This window comes from Pseudomonas sp. LJDD11, from assembly GCF_024584215.1.
In the GTDB taxonomy this organism is placed as follows: Bacteria; Pseudomonadota; Gammaproteobacteria; order Pseudomonadales; family Pseudomonadaceae; genus Aquipseudomonas.
The window spans coordinates 48741-65395 of the sequence record NZ_JANJFL010000025.1; the positions used below are offsets into that span (position 1 = coordinate 48741).

Here is a 16655-nt window from a genome sequence, read left to right on the forward strand (position 1 = left end):
TGAAATACCGATTCTTAGAAGTTCACACCAAAGCTCAGTGCCACAAAGTCGCGGTCGTCGACCGTGGTGTACTTGCCATCGAAGAAATTGGTGTAGGAAAGGCTCGCGGTGTAGGTGTTCTGGTATTCGGCATCCAGACCAAGGCTGACCGCCTTGCGACCTTCCTCGAAGTTGCCGCCAGGACCTGGCGAGTAGCCTTTGACGTCATGCGACCAGGCAACGCTGGGCCTGAGGTTGACCCCGGCGAAGACGTTGTTGTAGTCCCAGATCGCCCGGGCGCGGTAGCCCCACGAGTTGCTGGTCGTGAAGCCGTCGTTCTCGCAGTAACGGCTCAGGTTGTTTTGCGCAGCACCAGTCAGAGTACCCGAGTTGAGAATGCCGCACTGACCGCGTGGCAGCGGACCAGGCCCGTACACCGGGTCGCGGCCATAACGGATTTTCGAGGTGCTCTCCAGCCCGCCGACGTGGGTCCAGCCCACCTCGCCCACCACGGTCAGACGCTCGGCGCCCATTACCTGGTCGAAGAAGTGCGTGAAGGTGGTCTGCAGCTGGGTGATTTCCTTGCGCCGGTAACCCGGTTGGTCGGTGTTGGGCCGACCGGTCAGCACTGACACATCAGGGTTGAGCGGCGACAGCCCGGAATACAGGATGTCAGTGGTGTTGATCTGCACCGGCGCGTTGGGCCGGTAGCTGATTTCACCGCTCCACGCCGTGCCGGTAGGCAACGAAGTCGAGAAGCTCAAGCCATACAGGCGGATGTCTTCGGGGTACTCGACGTAGTAGCTGGAGTTGCCCGCCACCACCACCGGCAGCAGGGTCGGAGCCAGCGCCGTGGCGGTGGCCAGCGGAATACCGTTGCCCACCAGCGAGCCGACCAGGCCGGAGGCGCTGAAGGATGACGGCGCACCACCGCGACCGCTGAAGATCGGCGCACGGCTGTGGTAGTTCATCATGTAGGCACCGAACTCGGTGTTCAGTGGCTCGAAGTTGTAACGCACGGCAAAGCCGAACTGGCCGCTGTCGCGGGCATCGCGATCCGGACCGCGCCGCACGATGGCGCCTTCGTCGGGCGATCCGAACAGCACGCCCTGCTGGGCCAACGAGTTGAATATCGCGCCGCGGGCTGCTGCTGGCAGGCCCGATGCGGCCAGCCCGGCGTTCAGGCCATTACGGCTACGCAGCACTGCCAGGTTATTGTTACAGCCGTCGGCGATCACATCCGGCTGAGAGAAGAAGGTACCGCAGTTATCCACTACGGTCTGGTCCCACTCCAGCTGATAGAAGCCCTCGACGGACAGATTCTGGGTAATGCCCTGCGACAGGTAGAACATGTTGACCGGAATCAGGCCTTCCTTGACCTCGGAACCGGGCCGGCGGAACGCCGAAACGTCGATCGGGTTCACGCTGTTGATGCCGCCACCAATGAAGGTACTTTCACCCCAGCTGACCACCTGCTTACCGAACCGCACCGTGCCAGGCTCATCGCCAATCGAGTAACGGTGGTAGATAAAGGCATCGAGCAACTGTGCGCCGGACGACTTGGCGCCTTCCTTGCGGTTGGAGTCGCTGATGTCCTTGAACTCGCGGCCTTCGTCCTTGAGCTCAAAGTCATACCAGTACTTGCCACGCACGAAGACCCCGGTGTCCCCGTATTTCAGCTCCAGGTCGTGGATACCTTTGAAGACCTTGGAAAAGGTCTCGCCGCGCTTGAAGTTCAGGTGGCCGTCGTCGGAAGTCTGGGACAGGCCACGCCCGCCGTTATTGGCACCGATCAGGTTCTTGTTGGGGCTGGCGGTCGACCAGCTTGCCCCCACCGAAAGCGAGGAGTCGAAGCTGCCTTCGATTTCGCCAATATTGAAACTGACACCGAACGCGGGGCCAGCGAGCGTAGAGGCGAGGCTGACCGCCAAAGGCAGTCTGGCCCTGCGCCAGAACGGGGTTGCTGTAGTCATCAACGCTACTCCATGTGCTTTTATTTTTATGGCAAGAGGGACTTCGAAAACGACTCGGTGCTCCAGACATATCCGAGTGGCAGCGCGTAGGTCTGGCGTGGGCTCCACCACGCCGTTGCGCTTTGATGCCAGATCCCCTGTGCCGACTATAGCCAGCCGTCTGTAATGCTTGATCACTCTAAAGTGTGATTTAGGGCATCAGACTCTCTGGCCCGCCCATTCCCGCCCGACAGCGTGACAGGCTTCGGGGAGAATGGCTGGTTTTGGCAATTTGGCAAGCCACGCGTGTGGCTGGCCAGACAGAATGCCTGCCGCCCTTGATACAGACGACAGGCATTCGACCTCAGAGTGTAGACAGCAAAACGCTATTACTGCTTTGCCATTCGACGATATCCAGACGCATACGTTTTTTGTCGAGTTTGCCAACGCTGGTCTTGGGGATTTCCGGCACCACGGCAATCTGCTGCGGAATCGCCCATTTGTTGATATGCCCCTGCTCAACGAACGGCGTAAGGTGCGCCTTGAGCAGCGCGGCATCGATAGGCTGCCCTTCATGGGCAACGATCAGGGCAAACGGACGCTCGCCCCATTGCGGGTCAGGAATGCCGACCACCGCCACTTCACGCACGGCGGCATGGCGACTGCAAAGGTCTTCAAGGGCCAGGGATGACAACCATTCGCCGCCGGTCTTGATCACATCCTTGATCCGGTCACGAATATCGATGAAGCCAAAGCCGTCGAGGGTGGCGACATCGCCGGTGTGCAACCACCCGCCGGCCCACAGCTCACGGCCCTTTTCCGGCTCACGGAAGTAATTCTCAGTCAGCCAAGGTGCGCGTAGCACCAGTTCACCTTGGGTCTGGCCATCAGCCGGCAGGAAATTGCCCTGTTCGTCGACGATCGCGGCCTCCACCAGCATGCCCGGCACACCGGCCTTGATCCGGAAGCGGATCTGCTCGTCATCACTGCTGGCCAGCAGCTCTTCGTTCAAATGCGCCACGGAAATCAGCGGCCCGGTTTCCGACATGCCATAGGCGGCGGTCAGTTGTATGCCCTTGGCCTTGGCTGCCTGATACAGGCTACGGTTCAGCGAGCTGCCGCCGATGATGATCTTCCAGCCGCCAAAGTCCTTGTCCTTGGCCGACTTGGCATTGAGCAACATCTGCAGGATGGTCGGCACACAGTGTGAGAAGGTGACTTTCTCGGTTTCCCACAGCCGGACCAGAAACTCAGGGTCGTAACGTCCGGGATAGACCTGTTTGACCCCGAGCATGGTCGCGGCATAGGGCACGCCCCAGGCGTGCACATGGAACATCGGGGTGATGGGCATGTACACATCATTGGTGCCCAGCAGCCGCACACTGTCGATACTGCCCATGATCGCTGCCACGCCCATGGTGTGCAGCACCAGTTGCCGGTGGGTGAAATACACGCCCTTGGGGTTACCGGTGGTGCCGGTGGTGTAGAAGGTGGTGGCCACCGAATGCTCGTCGAAATCCGGGAAGTCGTACTCCGGGCTGGCCGCTGCCAGCAACGCTTCGTACTCGCCGACCAGGCCTGGCAGCTCGACGGGCTGATCCGGCGTGTCGGTCAGCAACAGGGTCTTCTCCACCGTGGTCAGATGCCCGGCAATCCCTTGATACAAGGCGGCGAATTCGCTGTTGACCAGCACGAGCCGGTCATCGGCGTGATTCATGGTGTAGACAATTTGCTCCGCGGACAGACGCACATTGATGGTATGCACCACCGCGCCGATCATCGGGATGGCGAACATGCACTCAAGATAACGATGGCTGTCCCAATCCATGACTGCCACGGTGTCGCCGGCCTTGACGCCGGCCTCGGTCAAGACATTGGCCAGGCGGCGCACGCGCTCGTTGAGGGTCGGATAGGTGTAGCGGACCAGGTCGCGGTATACGATCTCGCGGGTTCTTTCATAGCGAGTGCCGGAAAGCAGCAGGCTTTTGATCAACAGAGGATATCGATAGGCGCCTTCAGCGGGCGCCAGAACGCGAGTCTGCAACATAAGAGTCCCTTTCCAGAGTTCACAGGCGAAGATCCAATATGGACGCTAGAGCGCTTGCTCGCCAGTGTGCATCAGTCAAAGGGACGATTTATCGACCAATACCCGTCATTGGCTCTGGGTGAACGCCAGCTTGACCCCAAGGGCCACGAGTACGCCCCCCATCGCACGATCAAACCAGTGCCCCATGCGCGCAAAGCCAGCGCGCACCCGCGCCTGGCTGAACAGTCGCGCGACCATGACGAACCAGGCCGCGGTAGCAATCGCCAGATACACGCCGTAACCGCCCTGCACCGGCAGCGGCGTGTGCGGATCGATGACCACGGTGAACAGCGACAGGAAAAACAGCGTGGCCTTGGGGTTAAGGCCGTTGGTGACAAAGCCGCTGACGAAGGCGCCGCGTGCCGAACGTTGCACGGCACCGGCCGCCAATGGCTCGGCCGAGGCACTGGCCGGTCTGGCGCGCAAGGCCCTGATGCCGATGTACAGCAGGTAGGCCGCCGCCGCCCATTTCAGGGCATTGAACAGCACGATCGACTGAGACACGATGATGCCGATGCCCAGCAACGAATAGCCCACGTGGAGGAAAATCGCCGAACCGACGCCCAACGCGGCCCAGGTTCCAGCCTTGCGTCCATGGGCCACGCTCTCGCGCACCACGACGGCGAAATCCGGACCGGGACTGGCAACCGCCAGCAGATGAATCAGGGCAACGGTGAGAAACTCGGTCCAGTACATGCAGCGCTCCAACGAACAAAACCGCCAGCGCCAGGCGCAGCGTGTGATAGAAAAGATTGGTAACACTACAACCCTCAACCCCGACACGGAAGGTACAGCTGATGAGTAATAACGGCAGAGCAGTTTTTCTCGACCACACTTCACTGGATCTGGGCGATCTGGACCTTGGTATCCTGCGCGACAGCTTTGCCGATCTGATCCTGCACGCCAGCACCACCCCTGACCAGGTGATCGAACGCCTGCAAGATGCACAGGTGGCGATTACCAATAAAGTGTTGATCGACGCAAAAACCTTTGCCGCCTGCCCACAGCTCAAACTGGTCCTGGTCGCCGCCACCGGCACCAACAACGTCGACCTGGCAGCGGCCCGTGAACACGGGGTGAGCGTATGCAACTGCCAAGGCTACGGCACGCCATCGGTGGCGCAGCACACCCTGCTGTTGCTGCTCGCTCTGGCGACACGTCTGCCGGATTACCAGAACGCTGTACAGCAAGGGGCGTGGCAGCAATCTTCGCAGTTCTGCCTGCTGGATTTCCCTATCATCGAACTGCAAGGCAAGACCCTCGGCCTGCTGGGCCACGGCGAACTGGGCGGTGCGGTGGCGCGCCTGGCCGAAGCCTTCGGCATGCGGGTACTGAGCGGCCAGTTGCCCGGCAGGCCGGCCCGTGCCGACCGCCTGCCATTGCATGAGCTGCTGCCGCAGGTCGATGCCCTGACCCTGCACTGCCCGCTCAACGAGCACACCCGGCATATGCTCGGCGCCCACGAACTGGGCCTGCTCAAGCCTCATGCACTGGTGGTCAACACGGCACGTGGCGGGCTGATTGATGAACAGGCGCTGGCCGATGCCTTGCGTAATGGCCACCTGGGCGGTGCAGCCACTGACGTGCTCAGCGTCGAGCCGCCGGTCAATGGCAACCCGTTGCTGGCAGGCGACATTCCGCGCCTGATCATCACCCCGCACAGCGCCTGGGGCGCCCGCGAAGCGCGGCAACGGATCGTTGAACAGATCGCCGAAAATGCCCGCGGGTTCTTTACTGGTGCACCGCTGCGGGTTGTCGCGTAGGACGTTGGCTTATCGGCGATGCTCTTTCGAGCGATGGAAAATCCCTGATCGAGTTGTCTGAACTGCAGGTTTCGCCCTGCTGGGCGACCCGATTTTGTCTTGGCAAACCCGGGGAAAACCGCTTGCTCCTGGTTTGGGTCTGCCCTGCGGGCAGACGTCCCTCCGTCCGGCGCCGATTCGGGGGCCGGCGCGATGGGGGTCCTGCCCAGCGCACCTGAAACCAGCTTCCCTGCTGGTTTCTCCCCCAAATCGACGCCTACCCTCGGCCAGCACCCAAGTCGCGATTTGCGTCGTCTGTGCCATCTCGGCTCGAAGATCAACGGCAACGGCAACGACAACGGCACTTGCAGCTTATGGCTTGAAGCTTGTGGCTAGCGCCTGCGGCGCTGTTAAACTGCGCCCTTTTTTCAGGAGTCAGGACATGGACCCGCGCAGTGAGGTGATTCTTCGCCAGGCCGAGTTGTTTCAGGGCAATCTGCTGCTGGCCGGGCTGCCGGCCGACGACTTGCTCGGCAAACTGCCGAATGCGCAGGGCTGGTGCTGGCATGCCGGTGACATGGCCGCGCTGGAGGGCCGCTTTGCCGGGCGCCTGCATTTCGGAGTCGAGCCGCCGGCAGCGGACTTCGATGCCGTCGTGGTGTTTCTGCCCAAGGCCCGGGACCTCAGCGACTACCTGCTCAACGCCCTGGCAGCGCGTCTGGGCGGCAAGGATCTATTCCTGATCGGCGAAAAACGCGGCGGGATCGAAGCCGCTGCCAAACAACTGCACCCACTGGGCAAACCGCGCAAGCTTGACAGTGCACGTCATTGCCAGCTCTGGCAGGTGACCGTTGAACATCCACCACAAGCCAAACCGCTGAACAGCCTGGCGAAGACCTTTGAAGTCGCTCTGGAGGACGGTGTGCTGAACGTTGTCAGCCTGCCGGGCGTATTCAGCCATGGCCGGCTCGACCGCGGCACCGCACTGCTGCTCAAGCATCTGGCTAACCTGCCAGAGGGCTCATTGCTGGACTTCGGCTGTGGCGCAGGCGTGCTCGGCGCTGCGGTCAAACGTCGCAACCCGGCCCTTGAAGTGGTCATGCTGGATGTCGACGCGTTTGCCACTGCCAGCTCCGCGCTGACCCTTGCCGCCAATGGCCTGCAGGCACAAATCATCACTGGCGACGGTATCGATGCCGCCCCGGACGGGCTCGATACTATCCTCAGTAACCCGCCGTTCCATACCGGCGTGCATACCGACTATAAAGCCTCGGAAAACTTGCTGAAAAAAGCCCGGTTACATCTGCGAAAAGGCGGTGAACTTCGGTTGGTCGCCAATAGTTTCCTGCGCTACCAACCTCTGATCGAGGAGCATGTCGGCGCCTGTGAAACCCTGGCCGAGGGCGATGGTTTTCGGATTTATCGCGCCAGACGCAACTGAAAATAAGCGCTTGCCCAAACCGTGCGAGCTAGGCAGAATCCGCTCCGTCCTAGGGGAGTAGTCTCCCGCGAGCCACCGGCTCGTCCGGCATGCATCAACATACTTGGCCCGCAGGCCATGGTGCGTGCGACCCGCAATCCGCGTCAGACGGAGCAGGGTTTGACAAGACCTATGACACGCACAACCTTACCCAGGGCGGGGAGGCTGTACGTGTCATTAGCCGTGTCGACCCGCCCTTGGAAACCTGATGCTGGAATCTCTTCTTATCCCCACCGCCATCGTGGCCCTCGCCGAAATAGGCGACAAAACGCAACTGTTGGCGCTGATCCTTGCCGCACGATTTCGCAAACCCTGGCCGATCATTGCCGGTATCGTCGCTGCGACCCTTGCCAACCATGCCGCAGCAGGTGCCGTAGGCGCCTGGGTCGGGCAGTTTTTCTCGGATGTCGTACTGCACTGGATCCTGGCTGCCAGCTTTGCCGCCACGGCGCTGTGGACCCTGGTACCAGACAAACTGGACGATGACGAAACCAGTACCGCGCGCAAGTTCGGCCCGTTCATGACCACCCTGATTGCCTTCTTCATCGCCGAAATCGGCGACAAGACCCAGATCGCCACGGTGATGCTCGCGGCCCAGTACAGCTACCTGTGGCTGGTGATTCTGGGCACCACCCTCGGCATGTTGATCGCCAACGTGCCGGTGGTGCTGGCCGGTAATTTCGCCGCCGAGAAACTGCCCCTGACCCTGATTCGTCGCCTGGCAGCCAGCGCCTTTCTGGTCATGGCGCTGGTTGCGGTGTACAAGGCGATGCAGATCAGCGGCTGGCTGTAGTACTCAGGACTTCTTCGCTTGCTCATAAAGCGGCATGACCTTGGGAATTGCCGCCTGCAGCGAGGCAATGCGGTTCTGCGAGGCCGGGTGGGTACTCATGAATTCCGGCGTCGAACCGCCGGCCTTCTGGGTCATTTTCTGCCACAGCGTGATCGCCGCGTTGGGGTTGTAACCGGCGCGGGCCGACAATTCCAGGCCCAACAGGTCGGCTTCATTTTCGTTGCTGCGGCTGTTGGGCAGGGTCAGGCTGTAATTGACCACGGTATCGGCCAGCGCCAGGCTGTCCTGGCCCAACCCCAGCAACGCGCCAGCGCCCTGTTTGGCCATCGCCACACCATAGGCCTTGGACATCGCCTCGCGGCCATGTTCACGCAGGGCATGGGCGATTTCATGGCCCATAACGGCTGCGATCTCATCGTCAGTGAGGTTAAGGTTCTCGATCAACCCGGTATAGAAAATGATCTTGCCGCCCGGTCCGCAGTTGGCATTGAGTTCGTCGCTTTTGATCAGATTCACTTCCCACTGCCACTGTGCCGAGTCCGGACGCAGCTTTGGAGCCTGGGCAATCAACCGGTCAGCGATGGCATGCACGCGCTTGGCATTGCTGCTGGTGGTATCCAGCACGCCCTTGCTTGAGGCTTCGCCTACGGTCTGCTGATAAGACTGGGCATACATGTTGTTGACCTCTTCGGTCGACAGCATGCTGAACATGTATTGCTTGCGCTCTACCCCTACCGAGTCACCGGTGGTGGTGTTAACTGCCTGGCAGCCGCCCAGCAGTACGGCAGCGCCAACGGCGCAAATGGCAAAAGACTGACGCATCACGTAACTCTCCTTACAGGCTTGGCGGTCATCCTAGGCCGTACAGAGCTTGTGCGCCAGCGCTCCGCCAATCGCCCCTTGGTCCGCAAAAAACGCCCGATAGTTCCCTGGCCTGTAACAGACTTGCTGGATCATGCTGCCAGGGTTCGTTGTCGGCCAGGCTTCATGATTTTCCGGCAGCGGGCGATAGTACTAAGAGGGTGTTTACAAAATAGGCGAACGCCGTATTGCCGAGTGCAGCCATTTTGTGGACACCCGCTAAAGAACGGGGCTGTTCGGTCTGGAGTTGCCATGAAGCGCAAGTCGATCCGGTTTTCCATCGCGTCACTGACAGGCACACTGACGCTAGGCATAGCGGCGTTGCCCGGTAGCAGCCTGGTCGGGCTGCTGCCCGGTGTGGCAGGGTTGCTGCTGATCTGGCTGGCCGCCAGCAGGGTCGCGCGCCGCCCACAGCAACAAGCCGACCGCCATGAGGGCATCGCTGATGCCATGAACCTGATACAGCGCCTGCCACACACAGACGTCAATGCTGACGCCCTTCGCCCCCGGATGCGCAACCTTGCCGACCAGGCCAACCTGCTGGCCCTCAACAGCGCCATCCACGCCGCAACGCGGCAGGTACAAGGCCGGGATGTTACCCAAACGCCCGGCCGCACGCGCCCGGTGGTGCCGCGTCAGGACGACACCGACCCGATCCGCCTGGCAGAGCAGCAACGGCGGTTGATCAATCAGTTCAAGGTCTGAAAGCTAGAGAGGCGTGAGGCACTGCGGCCCATTCAGAGCCGGATCATTGATCAGGTTGGCCAGCGGCCGCTCGCGCAGTTGCGTCTGCCGCGCAGCCAGCAAGCCTTGCAAGACGTGCTCCGGGGTCTTCGGGTCTAGCCAGGCGCGCTGGCCGTCTTCGTCGAGTATCAGCGGCCGGCGCTGATCCATGGCCGGCTGAGTGACCACCGCAACGCTCAGCCACTCCTGCTCCTGCACCGGGTAGCGTTCCCAGATGGCCGCGAAAAACAGCGAAGAGCCTTCGGCGGGCGTCAGCCAGAAGGGCTGCTTGCGGGCATTGCCGCGCCATTCATAGAAGCCGTTGGCCGGCAGCAGGCAGCGCCGCTGAGAAAACGCCTCACGAAACATCGGCTGCTCGGCCACGGTTTCGGCGCGGGCATGGGCCGGGGTGCGGCTCAAATCGGTCAGCCAGGCCGGCGTCAGCCCCCAGCGCGCGCGCGCCAGGGTAGGAGCGCCCTGTTCATCGGCACGCAGCATCAAGACCCATTGCGTCGGGGAGATGTTCCACTGTGGCTGCTGATCGGATGGAAACCCCGGTATGGCGGCAAAGTCACGATTCCAGCGAAACAGGGCATAGCGTCCACACATAGTTCAGCACACCAGTACATCAGGAAAACTGTCGGGCTCGTCAGCGTCGACAGGCAAGGCGGCATTGTACGCATTGATCAGCTGCAGTGCCTGTTGCACCTGTTCATCGCAGACCACAATGCCCAGCAGGCCGCTGACCGGCAGATGCCCTGCCCCACCGAGCAGGTCACGGCCGGTCATATGCGCCTCGATGCCCTCGCTGGCCAGCATCGCCAATAGCAGCTCCCCTTCCAGCAAATGCTCAGGTTCGTAGATTCGCTGCATCATTCATTCTCGCTGCGCACATCCAGACTCCAGTGCTCACCATCAGTGCGCAGGTCGAAAACAATCGGCCGACAGCACACCTGGCAATCTTCTATGTACTGCTGATCACCACCAGAAAGATCCAGCAGCGTCTCGACCGGCTCGCCACAATAGGGGCAGTCATAACTCTGTAATTCCTGCATCAGGTCTGCTCCGTAAGATTTGCGTATAATCAGCGTCCGTTCGAAGGCTGATCCTTTTTTGAATCCGGATTTTGCTATCTGTTTATTTCAGACCAGCCTTTTCATACCTGTATCCGTTCCCACCCCCTACAAGAGAGCATGATGGGCGAATTTGATGCCATCCGACCTTATGACGACGCCGAGGTGCCTGCTGTACTGGCGCGTCTGCTTAGCGACAAGGCCTTCCTCGCGACCCTGACCAAGTTCCGCTTTCCGCGCCTGGCCAACACCTTCGGCTGGTTCCTGCAACCGGCCCTGGCCCGCAAACTGCGCAAGGAGTTCGCCGGCATCAATTCGGTGGCGACCCTGCAGGACAAGATCGAGGTGTACGTCGATCACACCATCGAGCGCGCCACCGACGGCGTGACCTACGCCGGCGTTGAACAGCTCAAGTCCGGCAGTGCCTATCTGTTTTTGGCCAACCACCGCGACATCGTGATGGACCCGGCCTTCGTCAACTATGCGGTGTATCACGCCGGCCTGCCCACGCCGCGCATCGCCATTGGCGACAACCTGCTGCAAAAGCCGTTCGTCAGCGACCTGATGCGCCTGAACAAAAGCTTCATCGTGCACCGCTCGATCAGCGGCCGCCGCGAAAAGATGGCTGCCTACCAGTTGCTGTCGGCCTATATCAACCATTCGATCACTCACGATACCCAGTCAATCTGGATCGCGCAGGCCGAAGGGCGGGCCAAGGACGGCGACGACCGTACCGAGTCGGCAATCCTCAAGATGTTCCACATGAGCCGCAAGGACGAGCCGTTCGGTGAGGTGATTCGCTCCTTGAATCTTAGCCCGGTATCGATCAGTTACGAGTACGACCCGTGCGACCAGGCCAAGGCCCGTGAGCTGTACATCCGTGCCACCACTGGCAGCTACGCCAAGACCCCGGGCGAAGACGACATCAGCATTGCCCTGGGCATTACCGGCTACAAAGGCCGGGTGCATGTGAACTTCGCGCCGCCGATCAGCGACCAGTTCGAAGACACCAAACAACTGGCCGCAGAAATCGACCGGCAGATTCTTACCGGTTACCGGCTGTTCCCGGTGCATTACCTGGCCTGGGCGCAGTGGAGCGAGCGCGACGCAAGCCTCAGCGTGCCGCAGGCTCATGAGCTGTTTGGCGCCGAAGAACTGGCCAAGGCCAAAGCTGAGTGGGAAACGCGCCTGGCAGGCTGCCCTGCCGAGCATCGCCCGTATCTGATCCAGCAATATGCGACTCCGGTGCGCAATCAGTACCGGATCAAGGCCGGTCTGGCCCTGCCTTGAGGCTCAATGGCAGCCGCCCGGAGGCTGCCATTTTCTGCTCCGCTGTCACCGGCTTGTCATCCAGCCACGCCATTGTATGGCCCTTCAAAAGGGAGCCTGGCACTTGCCAGGCATTTTGCAGGGAACGCCCGTACATTCTGGAGTCGACATGCTGCACGCCAACAATCAGGACCGTCTCTACCTCATCGCCCAAAGCGATGAGCAGCAGGAGCTTATCGACGGCCTGGCCTTCAATGTCCACGACCGCCGCTGGCTGGTCTATTGCGCTCTGGGCGGTCATCAACATCACGACCTGCCTGAGCAAGACCCGGACACCGGCCTGAGCTTTCTGGATTTTTCCGTGGCCACCGCAGCGGCGGTGAATCACTGATCAACGCAGCCACAACGAAAAAGCCCGGCCTCTGATCGAGAGCCGGGCTTTTTTACATCTGCAGCACGGTTACTGAGACAGCGTGCTACCGATGGTCGGGTCCTGGAACACCCGGGTCAGGGCATCGCTCAACACATCGCCAACCAGCTTGGTGTTGGTTTCCTGGTTCGGCGCCATGCCAAAGCGCTGGTCCAGCGACGCTGCATAACGGCCGTTGTAGCTGCGGCCGTTGTTGCGCACGTCAGCGCGGAAGGTCGAGCTGATGGTCGCCTCGGTTACATACATGCCTTCTTTGGGCGACTGGTAACGCAGGTCGGCCAGGGTCACGGTCAGTTGCGGGGCGTTACCGCCCTGGGTCGGAGTGAAGCCCAGCAGGCGGACGGCGGCTTCGGCCTGGGCCTGCAGTTTAGGCAGCAGGTCGGCGCCATTGACGGTGATGGAACTGGTTTCAGGGTACATGCCGCCGCGCGTGCCCAGGGTCTGGCTCTGACGCCCATCCACCACCCGTACCACGACCGGCTGGCCATGCCCCACCGGCGCCAATTGCGCAGTGATACGCGGCTGCGGGCTCAGTTGTTGCGGGCTGTGGGCACAACCGACCAGAGTCAAACTGCTTACAGCAAGCAGACCAAACAAAACGCGACGCAGCATGTTTATTTCTCCATGGGGGCCAGCAATCGATGCCGGGAGTATAGCGGCGCACCGCAACTGCCTGATAGCTGAAAATCCGACCACCGGTTCGCGCTGATGGTTCCGGTCTGGCCGGGCTGTAATCAGGGTGTCACGTCAAGCCGCCAAGCTAGCCTCAATCAACAAACGAGAGCACCGTCATGGGCTTTTTCCAGTCTCTGTTCAGCGTCCGCCCTGCCCTTCGCCACTATGCCCGCATCGACCAGCAGGGTATCTGCCGTGCACTGAAGCACTGCAGCCAGGCTCCAGCAGGCAATGAATGGGTCGAAGTGACTGAACAACGCATGGCGTGGCTCGGCCAGCCTCTGCCCGCCAGCGCCCGGATTGCACCGCGTGCAGACCGTTTGGTAGCACGTGAGCTGCTGGCTGCCTGAATTAATCGCGATAAAAGTCAAACAGGCCGATCAATTCCCGATGTTTCATCGCTATAATCTCCCCCCGATTATAAGGACGTCTCCTGATCGGGCCTCGCTGCATCGCTAATCCACGAAATTAGCTCCCCCGCAACGCCCACAGAGAGCCGCCCACGCAGTCCGCTTGCATCGCGATAATTCGATGGCTGGTAGGCAATGGCTCGAATCCGATCGAACCTTTCCCGCCGCCGCCGTCTCATCTGTGATAGCCGGGCATGCCAGAGCTGCCCTCGCAGCCCTTTTTGAGGTTTGGTTCGCGTGTCCAAAAGAGCGCGAAATAACGGGTTTCACAACTTCCAAGAGTGTGGCGAGCACATGAACAGGTTTGAAGATGTACCTTTAACGTTTCCGTCGGCCTCACCCGGCAGGGTCGAACGTCGCTGCGCAGCGTCCTGACGATGGTCGAATGGCCCGGCATGCTGGAAAATGCGTTCATAGTCATTATGAACCCTTGAACAGTCTGACCGGGGCCTGCGCGAGAGATGCAAAACATTGCGAAGAATCGGACCCTCGATCCCGGCCAGGACGTGCGTAGCATGAATGCGGTTCATGCCCTCAATACCTGGCATCCAGCCTCGGGATCGCAGGCCGTCAATTGGGTGCAGCAGATTTTGGAGACGCGTTAATGGCGCATAACGAAGCAGTCGACGTGGTATTGGTCGGAGCCGGCATCATGAGTGCCACTCTGGCGGTACTGCTCAAAGAGCTCGACCCCAGCCTGAAACTGGAGGTCGTCGAACTGATGGACTCCGGCGCTGCGGAAAGTTCCAACCCGTGGAACAACGCCGGCACCGGTCACGCCGGGCTGTGCGAACTGAACTACACCCCGCAGGCTGCCGACGGTTCGGTCGACATCAAAAAAGCCGTGCACATCAACACCCAGTTCGAGGTTTCGAAGCAATTCTGGTCCTATCTGGTGCGCAAGGGCAGCTTCGAAACGACCCGCACCTTTATCAATCCCGTCCCGCACCTGAGCTACGTGCAGGGCGAGAAAGACATGTCCTTCCTCAAGGCGCGTTTCGAGGCCCTGCGCCAGCATCACGCCTTCGCCTCGATGCAGTACACCGAAGACCACAGCAAGATGACCGAGTGGATGCCGCTGATGATGGCCGGCCGCCCAGCCGATCAGAAGCTGTCCGCCACCCACATGGCCAATGGTACTGACGTCAACTTCGGCGCTCTGACCAACCAGCTGCTCAAGCACCTGGCCAGCGAGCCCGATGCCCAGGTCAAGTACAACAAGCGCGTCACCGACCTGACCCGCAATGGCAAGGGCTGGACCGTCACCGTCAAGGACGTCAACAACGGCAGCAGCCGTGAGATCGACGCCCGCTTCGTATTCCTCGGTGCCGGTGGCGCTGCGCTGCAACTGCTGCAGATGTCCGGTATCGAAGAAGGCAAAGGCTTTGGCGGCTTCCCGGTCAGCGGCCAGTGGCTGCGCTGCGACAATCCTGAAGTGGTCAAGCATCACCAGGCCAAGGTCTACAGCCAGGCCGCCGTAGGTTCGCCGCCGATGTCGGTTCCGCACCTCGACACCCGCGTGGTGGACGGCAAGACTTCGCTGCTGTTCGGCCCGTTCGCCGGCTTCACCACCAAGTTCCTCAAGCACGGCTCGTTCATGGACCTGCCGTTCTCGGTGCGCCTGTCGAACATCAAGCCGATGCTGTCGGTGGCCCGCGACAACATGGACCTGACCAAGTACCTGATCAGCGAAGTGCGCCAGACCATGGAACAGCGCCTGGATTCGCTGCGCCGCTTCTACCCGCAGGTCAAGGCCGAAGACTGGCGCCTGGAGATTGCCGGCCAGCGCGTGCAGATCATCAAGAAAGACGCCAAAAAAGGCGGCGTGCTGCAATTCGGCACCGAGCTGGTCTCGGCCGCTGATGGCTCGCTGGCCGCCCTGCTCGGTGCGTCGCCGGGTGCATCGGTGACCGTATCGATCATGCTCGACCTGATCGAACGCTGCTTCCCTGAACAAGCCAAGGGTGCGTGGAGCGCCAAGCTCAACGAGATCTTCCCGGCTCGCGAAAAAGAGCTGGCCAGCGATGCCCAGCTGTACAAGCGCATCAGCACCCAGAGCGACAAGGCCCTGGGGCTGATCGAGCAGCAGCAGACCGAGGCACAAAGCATCGCCTGATGCCTTGAAAGCCGAATAAACAAAACCCCGTGCGCTCAGTGAGCCACGGGGTTTTGTTTTTTTAGCTGGATTCGCGGCTGAAGCCGCTCCTACCGGACCCGAGTGAGCGCCTGTCACATCGCGGGCTTTCAGAGGCTCTCGGCCAACACAGCGATGTGCTCCGGGCCGATTCCACAGCAGCCGCCGATATGGGTCGCGCCACGTTTGACCCAATCGGCGGCCCATTGCTGGTAGCCCTGCGGGTCGAGGTCTTCGCGCAGCTCATCCAGACCATCGTTGGCGGTGGCGTCCTTGGGCTGTGGCGGGAAGGCGTTGGCATAGGCCCCTACCCCGATTTGCACATTCAGCTCGGCAAACACCGCGCGGGCGGCATCAATCGCCGCGCCGATCACTTCCGGCTGGCTGCAGTTGAACAGCAGGGTTGCAGCACCTAGCTCGGCCGCCGCTCGCGCGGCATCGGCCACCGGCTCGCCGGAGCGCAGTCGCGGGGTGTCATCGGTGTCTTCATCCTGCAGAGTGAACGACAGCCAAAACGGCTTGCCGTCAGCCGGCAGGCCTGCGCGAATGGTCCGCGCTTCGACAATTGCGCTCTGGGTTTCGGCCAGCCACAGGTCGACGTGCGCCGCCAGGCCACGCACCAGTGGCTGGAGGATCTCGTCGGCACGGCTGGCATCGAACAGATCAGGACGGTAGGAGCCAAACAGTGGCGGCAAAGAGCCAGCCACCAGCGCCCGGCCGCCAGCGGCATCAGCGGCCTGGCGCGCCAGTTGCCCGGCGGTGGTGGCCAGCGCCTGGCCTTCACGAGCGAAACGCTCCTCACCGATATGAAACGGCACCACCGCATAGCTGTTGCTGGTAATCACCCGCGCACCGCTCTGGATGTACGCCGCATGCACCGCCACTACCGCCTCGGGCGCCTCGGTCAGGGCCAGCGCCGACCACTCCGGCTGACGGAACGGTGCACCACGACGTTGCAGTTCCCGGCCCATGCCGCCATCAAGAATTACCGTCGAACCTTGAGTCATATTTGACCTGCTTATATACATATGAAAAAGACTCATTAGAA

General features: G+C 61.1%; 17 protein-coding genes and 1 riboswitch. Of the genes, 8 read left to right on the forward strand and 9 right to left on the reverse strand.

Annotated elements, in window-relative coordinates; all coding sequences use genetic code 11:
* Positions 1 to 14: 14 nt before the first annotated feature.
* The 3 genes from NRB16_RS23140 to NRB16_RS23150 form a co-directional block, all read right to left on the reverse strand.
* Positions 15 to 1952: a DUF1302 domain-containing protein gene (locus tag NRB16_RS23140; protein ID WP_045483104.1), complete on the reverse strand. Its 1938-nt coding sequence runs from the start codon at positions 1950 to 1952 to the stop codon at positions 15 to 17.
* Positions 1953 to 2295: 343 nt separating this feature from the next.
* Positions 2296 to 3978, reverse strand: a complete 1683-nt coding sequence (locus NRB16_RS23145) for a fatty acid--CoA ligase (RefSeq protein WP_257107029.1) — start codon at positions 3976 to 3978, stop codon at positions 2296 to 2298.
* 105 nt (positions 3979 to 4083) lie between these two features.
* Positions 4084 to 4713, reverse strand: a complete 630-nt coding sequence (locus NRB16_RS23150; RefSeq protein WP_045483107.1) for a LysE family transporter — start codon at positions 4711 to 4713, stop codon at positions 4084 to 4086.
* Positions 4714 to 4814: 101 nt separating this feature from the next.
* On the opposite strand from NRB16_RS23150, the gene NRB16_RS23155 reads away from it, so the two are divergent.
* The 3 genes from NRB16_RS23155 to NRB16_RS23165 all read left to right on the forward strand — a co-directional run bounded on the left by NRB16_RS23155 (position 4815) and on the right by NRB16_RS23165 (position 8032).
* Positions 4815 to 5780, forward strand: coding sequence for a 2-hydroxyacid dehydrogenase (locus NRB16_RS23155; protein ID WP_253140566.1), 966 nt, complete (start codon positions 4815 to 4817; stop codon positions 5778 to 5780).
* 421 nt (positions 5781 to 6201) lie between these two features.
* Positions 6202 to 7200, forward strand: a complete 999-nt coding sequence (locus NRB16_RS23160; RefSeq protein ID WP_257107030.1) for a class I SAM-dependent methyltransferase — start codon at positions 6202 to 6204, stop codon at positions 7198 to 7200.
* A gap of 40 nt (positions 7201 to 7240) precedes the next feature.
* Positions 7241 to 7360: riboswitch (yybP-ykoY riboswitch) on the forward strand.
* 87 nt (positions 7361 to 7447) lie between these two features.
* Positions 7448 to 8032, forward strand: coding sequence for a TMEM165/GDT1 family protein (locus NRB16_RS23165; protein ID WP_045483111.1), 585 nt, complete (start codon positions 7448 to 7450; stop codon positions 8030 to 8032).
* Between the two features lie 3 nt (positions 8033 to 8035).
* Here the strand turns inward: NRB16_RS23165 and NRB16_RS23170 are convergent, their stop codons facing one another.
* On the reverse strand, positions 8036 to 8854 hold the full coding sequence (locus NRB16_RS23170) for a M48 family metallopeptidase (RefSeq protein ID WP_257107031.1): 819 nt from the start codon (positions 8852 to 8854) through the stop codon (positions 8036 to 8038).
* A gap of 291 nt (positions 8855 to 9145) precedes the next feature.
* Between NRB16_RS23170 and NRB16_RS23175 the strand changes: the two genes are divergently transcribed.
* Positions 9146 to 9598, forward strand: coding sequence for a methyl-accepting chemotaxis protein (locus NRB16_RS23175; RefSeq protein WP_045483114.1), 453 nt, complete (start codon positions 9146 to 9148; stop codon positions 9596 to 9598).
* A gap of 3 nt (positions 9599 to 9601) precedes the next feature.
* On the opposite strand, the gene NRB16_RS23180 is transcribed toward NRB16_RS23175, so the two are convergent.
* Genes NRB16_RS23180 through NRB16_RS23190 form a run of 3 tightly spaced genes read right to left on the reverse strand, consistent with a single transcriptional unit; the run spans position 9602 to position 10671 of the window.
* Positions 9602 to 10225 (reverse strand): SOS response-associated peptidase, encoded by a 624-nt coding sequence (locus tag NRB16_RS23180; protein WP_045483116.1) that lies wholly within the window; start codon positions 10223 to 10225, stop codon positions 9602 to 9604.
* Positions 10226 to 10228: 3 nt separating this feature from the next.
* On the reverse strand, positions 10229 to 10489 hold the full coding sequence (locus NRB16_RS23185; protein WP_045493784.1) for a putative signal transducing protein: 261 nt from the start codon (positions 10487 to 10489) through the stop codon (positions 10229 to 10231).
* Positions 10489 to 10671 carry a CPXCG motif-containing cysteine-rich protein gene (locus NRB16_RS23190; RefSeq protein WP_045483118.1) on the reverse strand — a complete coding sequence of 61 codons (183 nt, stop codon included), beginning with the start codon at positions 10669 to 10671 and terminating at the stop codon, positions 10489 to 10491. Before NRB16_RS23190 ends, NRB16_RS23185 begins: the two co-directional genes overlap by 1 nt.
* Before the next feature lie 138 nt (positions 10672 to 10809).
* Between NRB16_RS23190 and NRB16_RS23195 the strand changes: the two genes are divergently transcribed.
* A complete protein-coding gene (locus NRB16_RS23195; RefSeq protein ID WP_045483120.1) occupies positions 10810 to 11979 on the forward strand; it encodes a 1-acyl-sn-glycerol-3-phosphate acyltransferase in 1170 nt (389 codons plus the stop codon).
* Between the two features lie 148 nt (positions 11980 to 12127).
* Positions 12128 to 12349, forward strand: a complete 222-nt coding sequence (locus tag NRB16_RS23200; RefSeq protein WP_045483122.1) for a hypothetical protein — start codon at positions 12128 to 12130, stop codon at positions 12347 to 12349.
* Positions 12350 to 12418: 69 nt separating this feature from the next.
* Here NRB16_RS23200 and NRB16_RS23205 read toward each other — a convergent pair whose 3' ends face one another.
* A complete protein-coding gene (locus tag NRB16_RS23205) occupies positions 12419 to 13000 on the reverse strand; it encodes a YajG family lipoprotein (RefSeq protein WP_045483125.1) in 582 nt (193 codons plus the stop codon).
* A gap of 179 nt (positions 13001 to 13179) precedes the next feature.
* On the opposite strand from NRB16_RS23205, the gene NRB16_RS23210 reads away from it, so the two are divergent.
* Both NRB16_RS23210 and mqo read left to right on the forward strand, forming a co-directional pair.
* Positions 13180 to 13413: a hypothetical protein gene (locus tag NRB16_RS23210; protein ID WP_045483128.1), complete on the forward strand. Its 234-nt coding sequence runs from the start codon at positions 13180 to 13182 to the stop codon at positions 13411 to 13413.
* A 664-nt stretch (positions 13414 to 14077) separates the two neighbouring features.
* Complete coding sequence (gene mqo / locus NRB16_RS23215) at positions 14078 to 15589, forward strand: malate dehydrogenase (quinone) (protein WP_253140570.1); 1512 nt, start codon at positions 14078 to 14080, stop codon at positions 15587 to 15589.
* Between the two features lie 128 nt (positions 15590 to 15717).
* On the opposite strand, the gene NRB16_RS23220 is transcribed toward mqo, so the two are convergent.
* Positions 15718 to 16614 carry a homocysteine S-methyltransferase family protein gene (locus NRB16_RS23220; RefSeq protein ID WP_257107033.1) on the reverse strand — a complete coding sequence of 299 codons (897 nt, stop codon included), beginning with the start codon at positions 16612 to 16614 and terminating at the stop codon, positions 15718 to 15720.
* Positions 16615 to 16655: the final 41 nt, after the last annotated feature.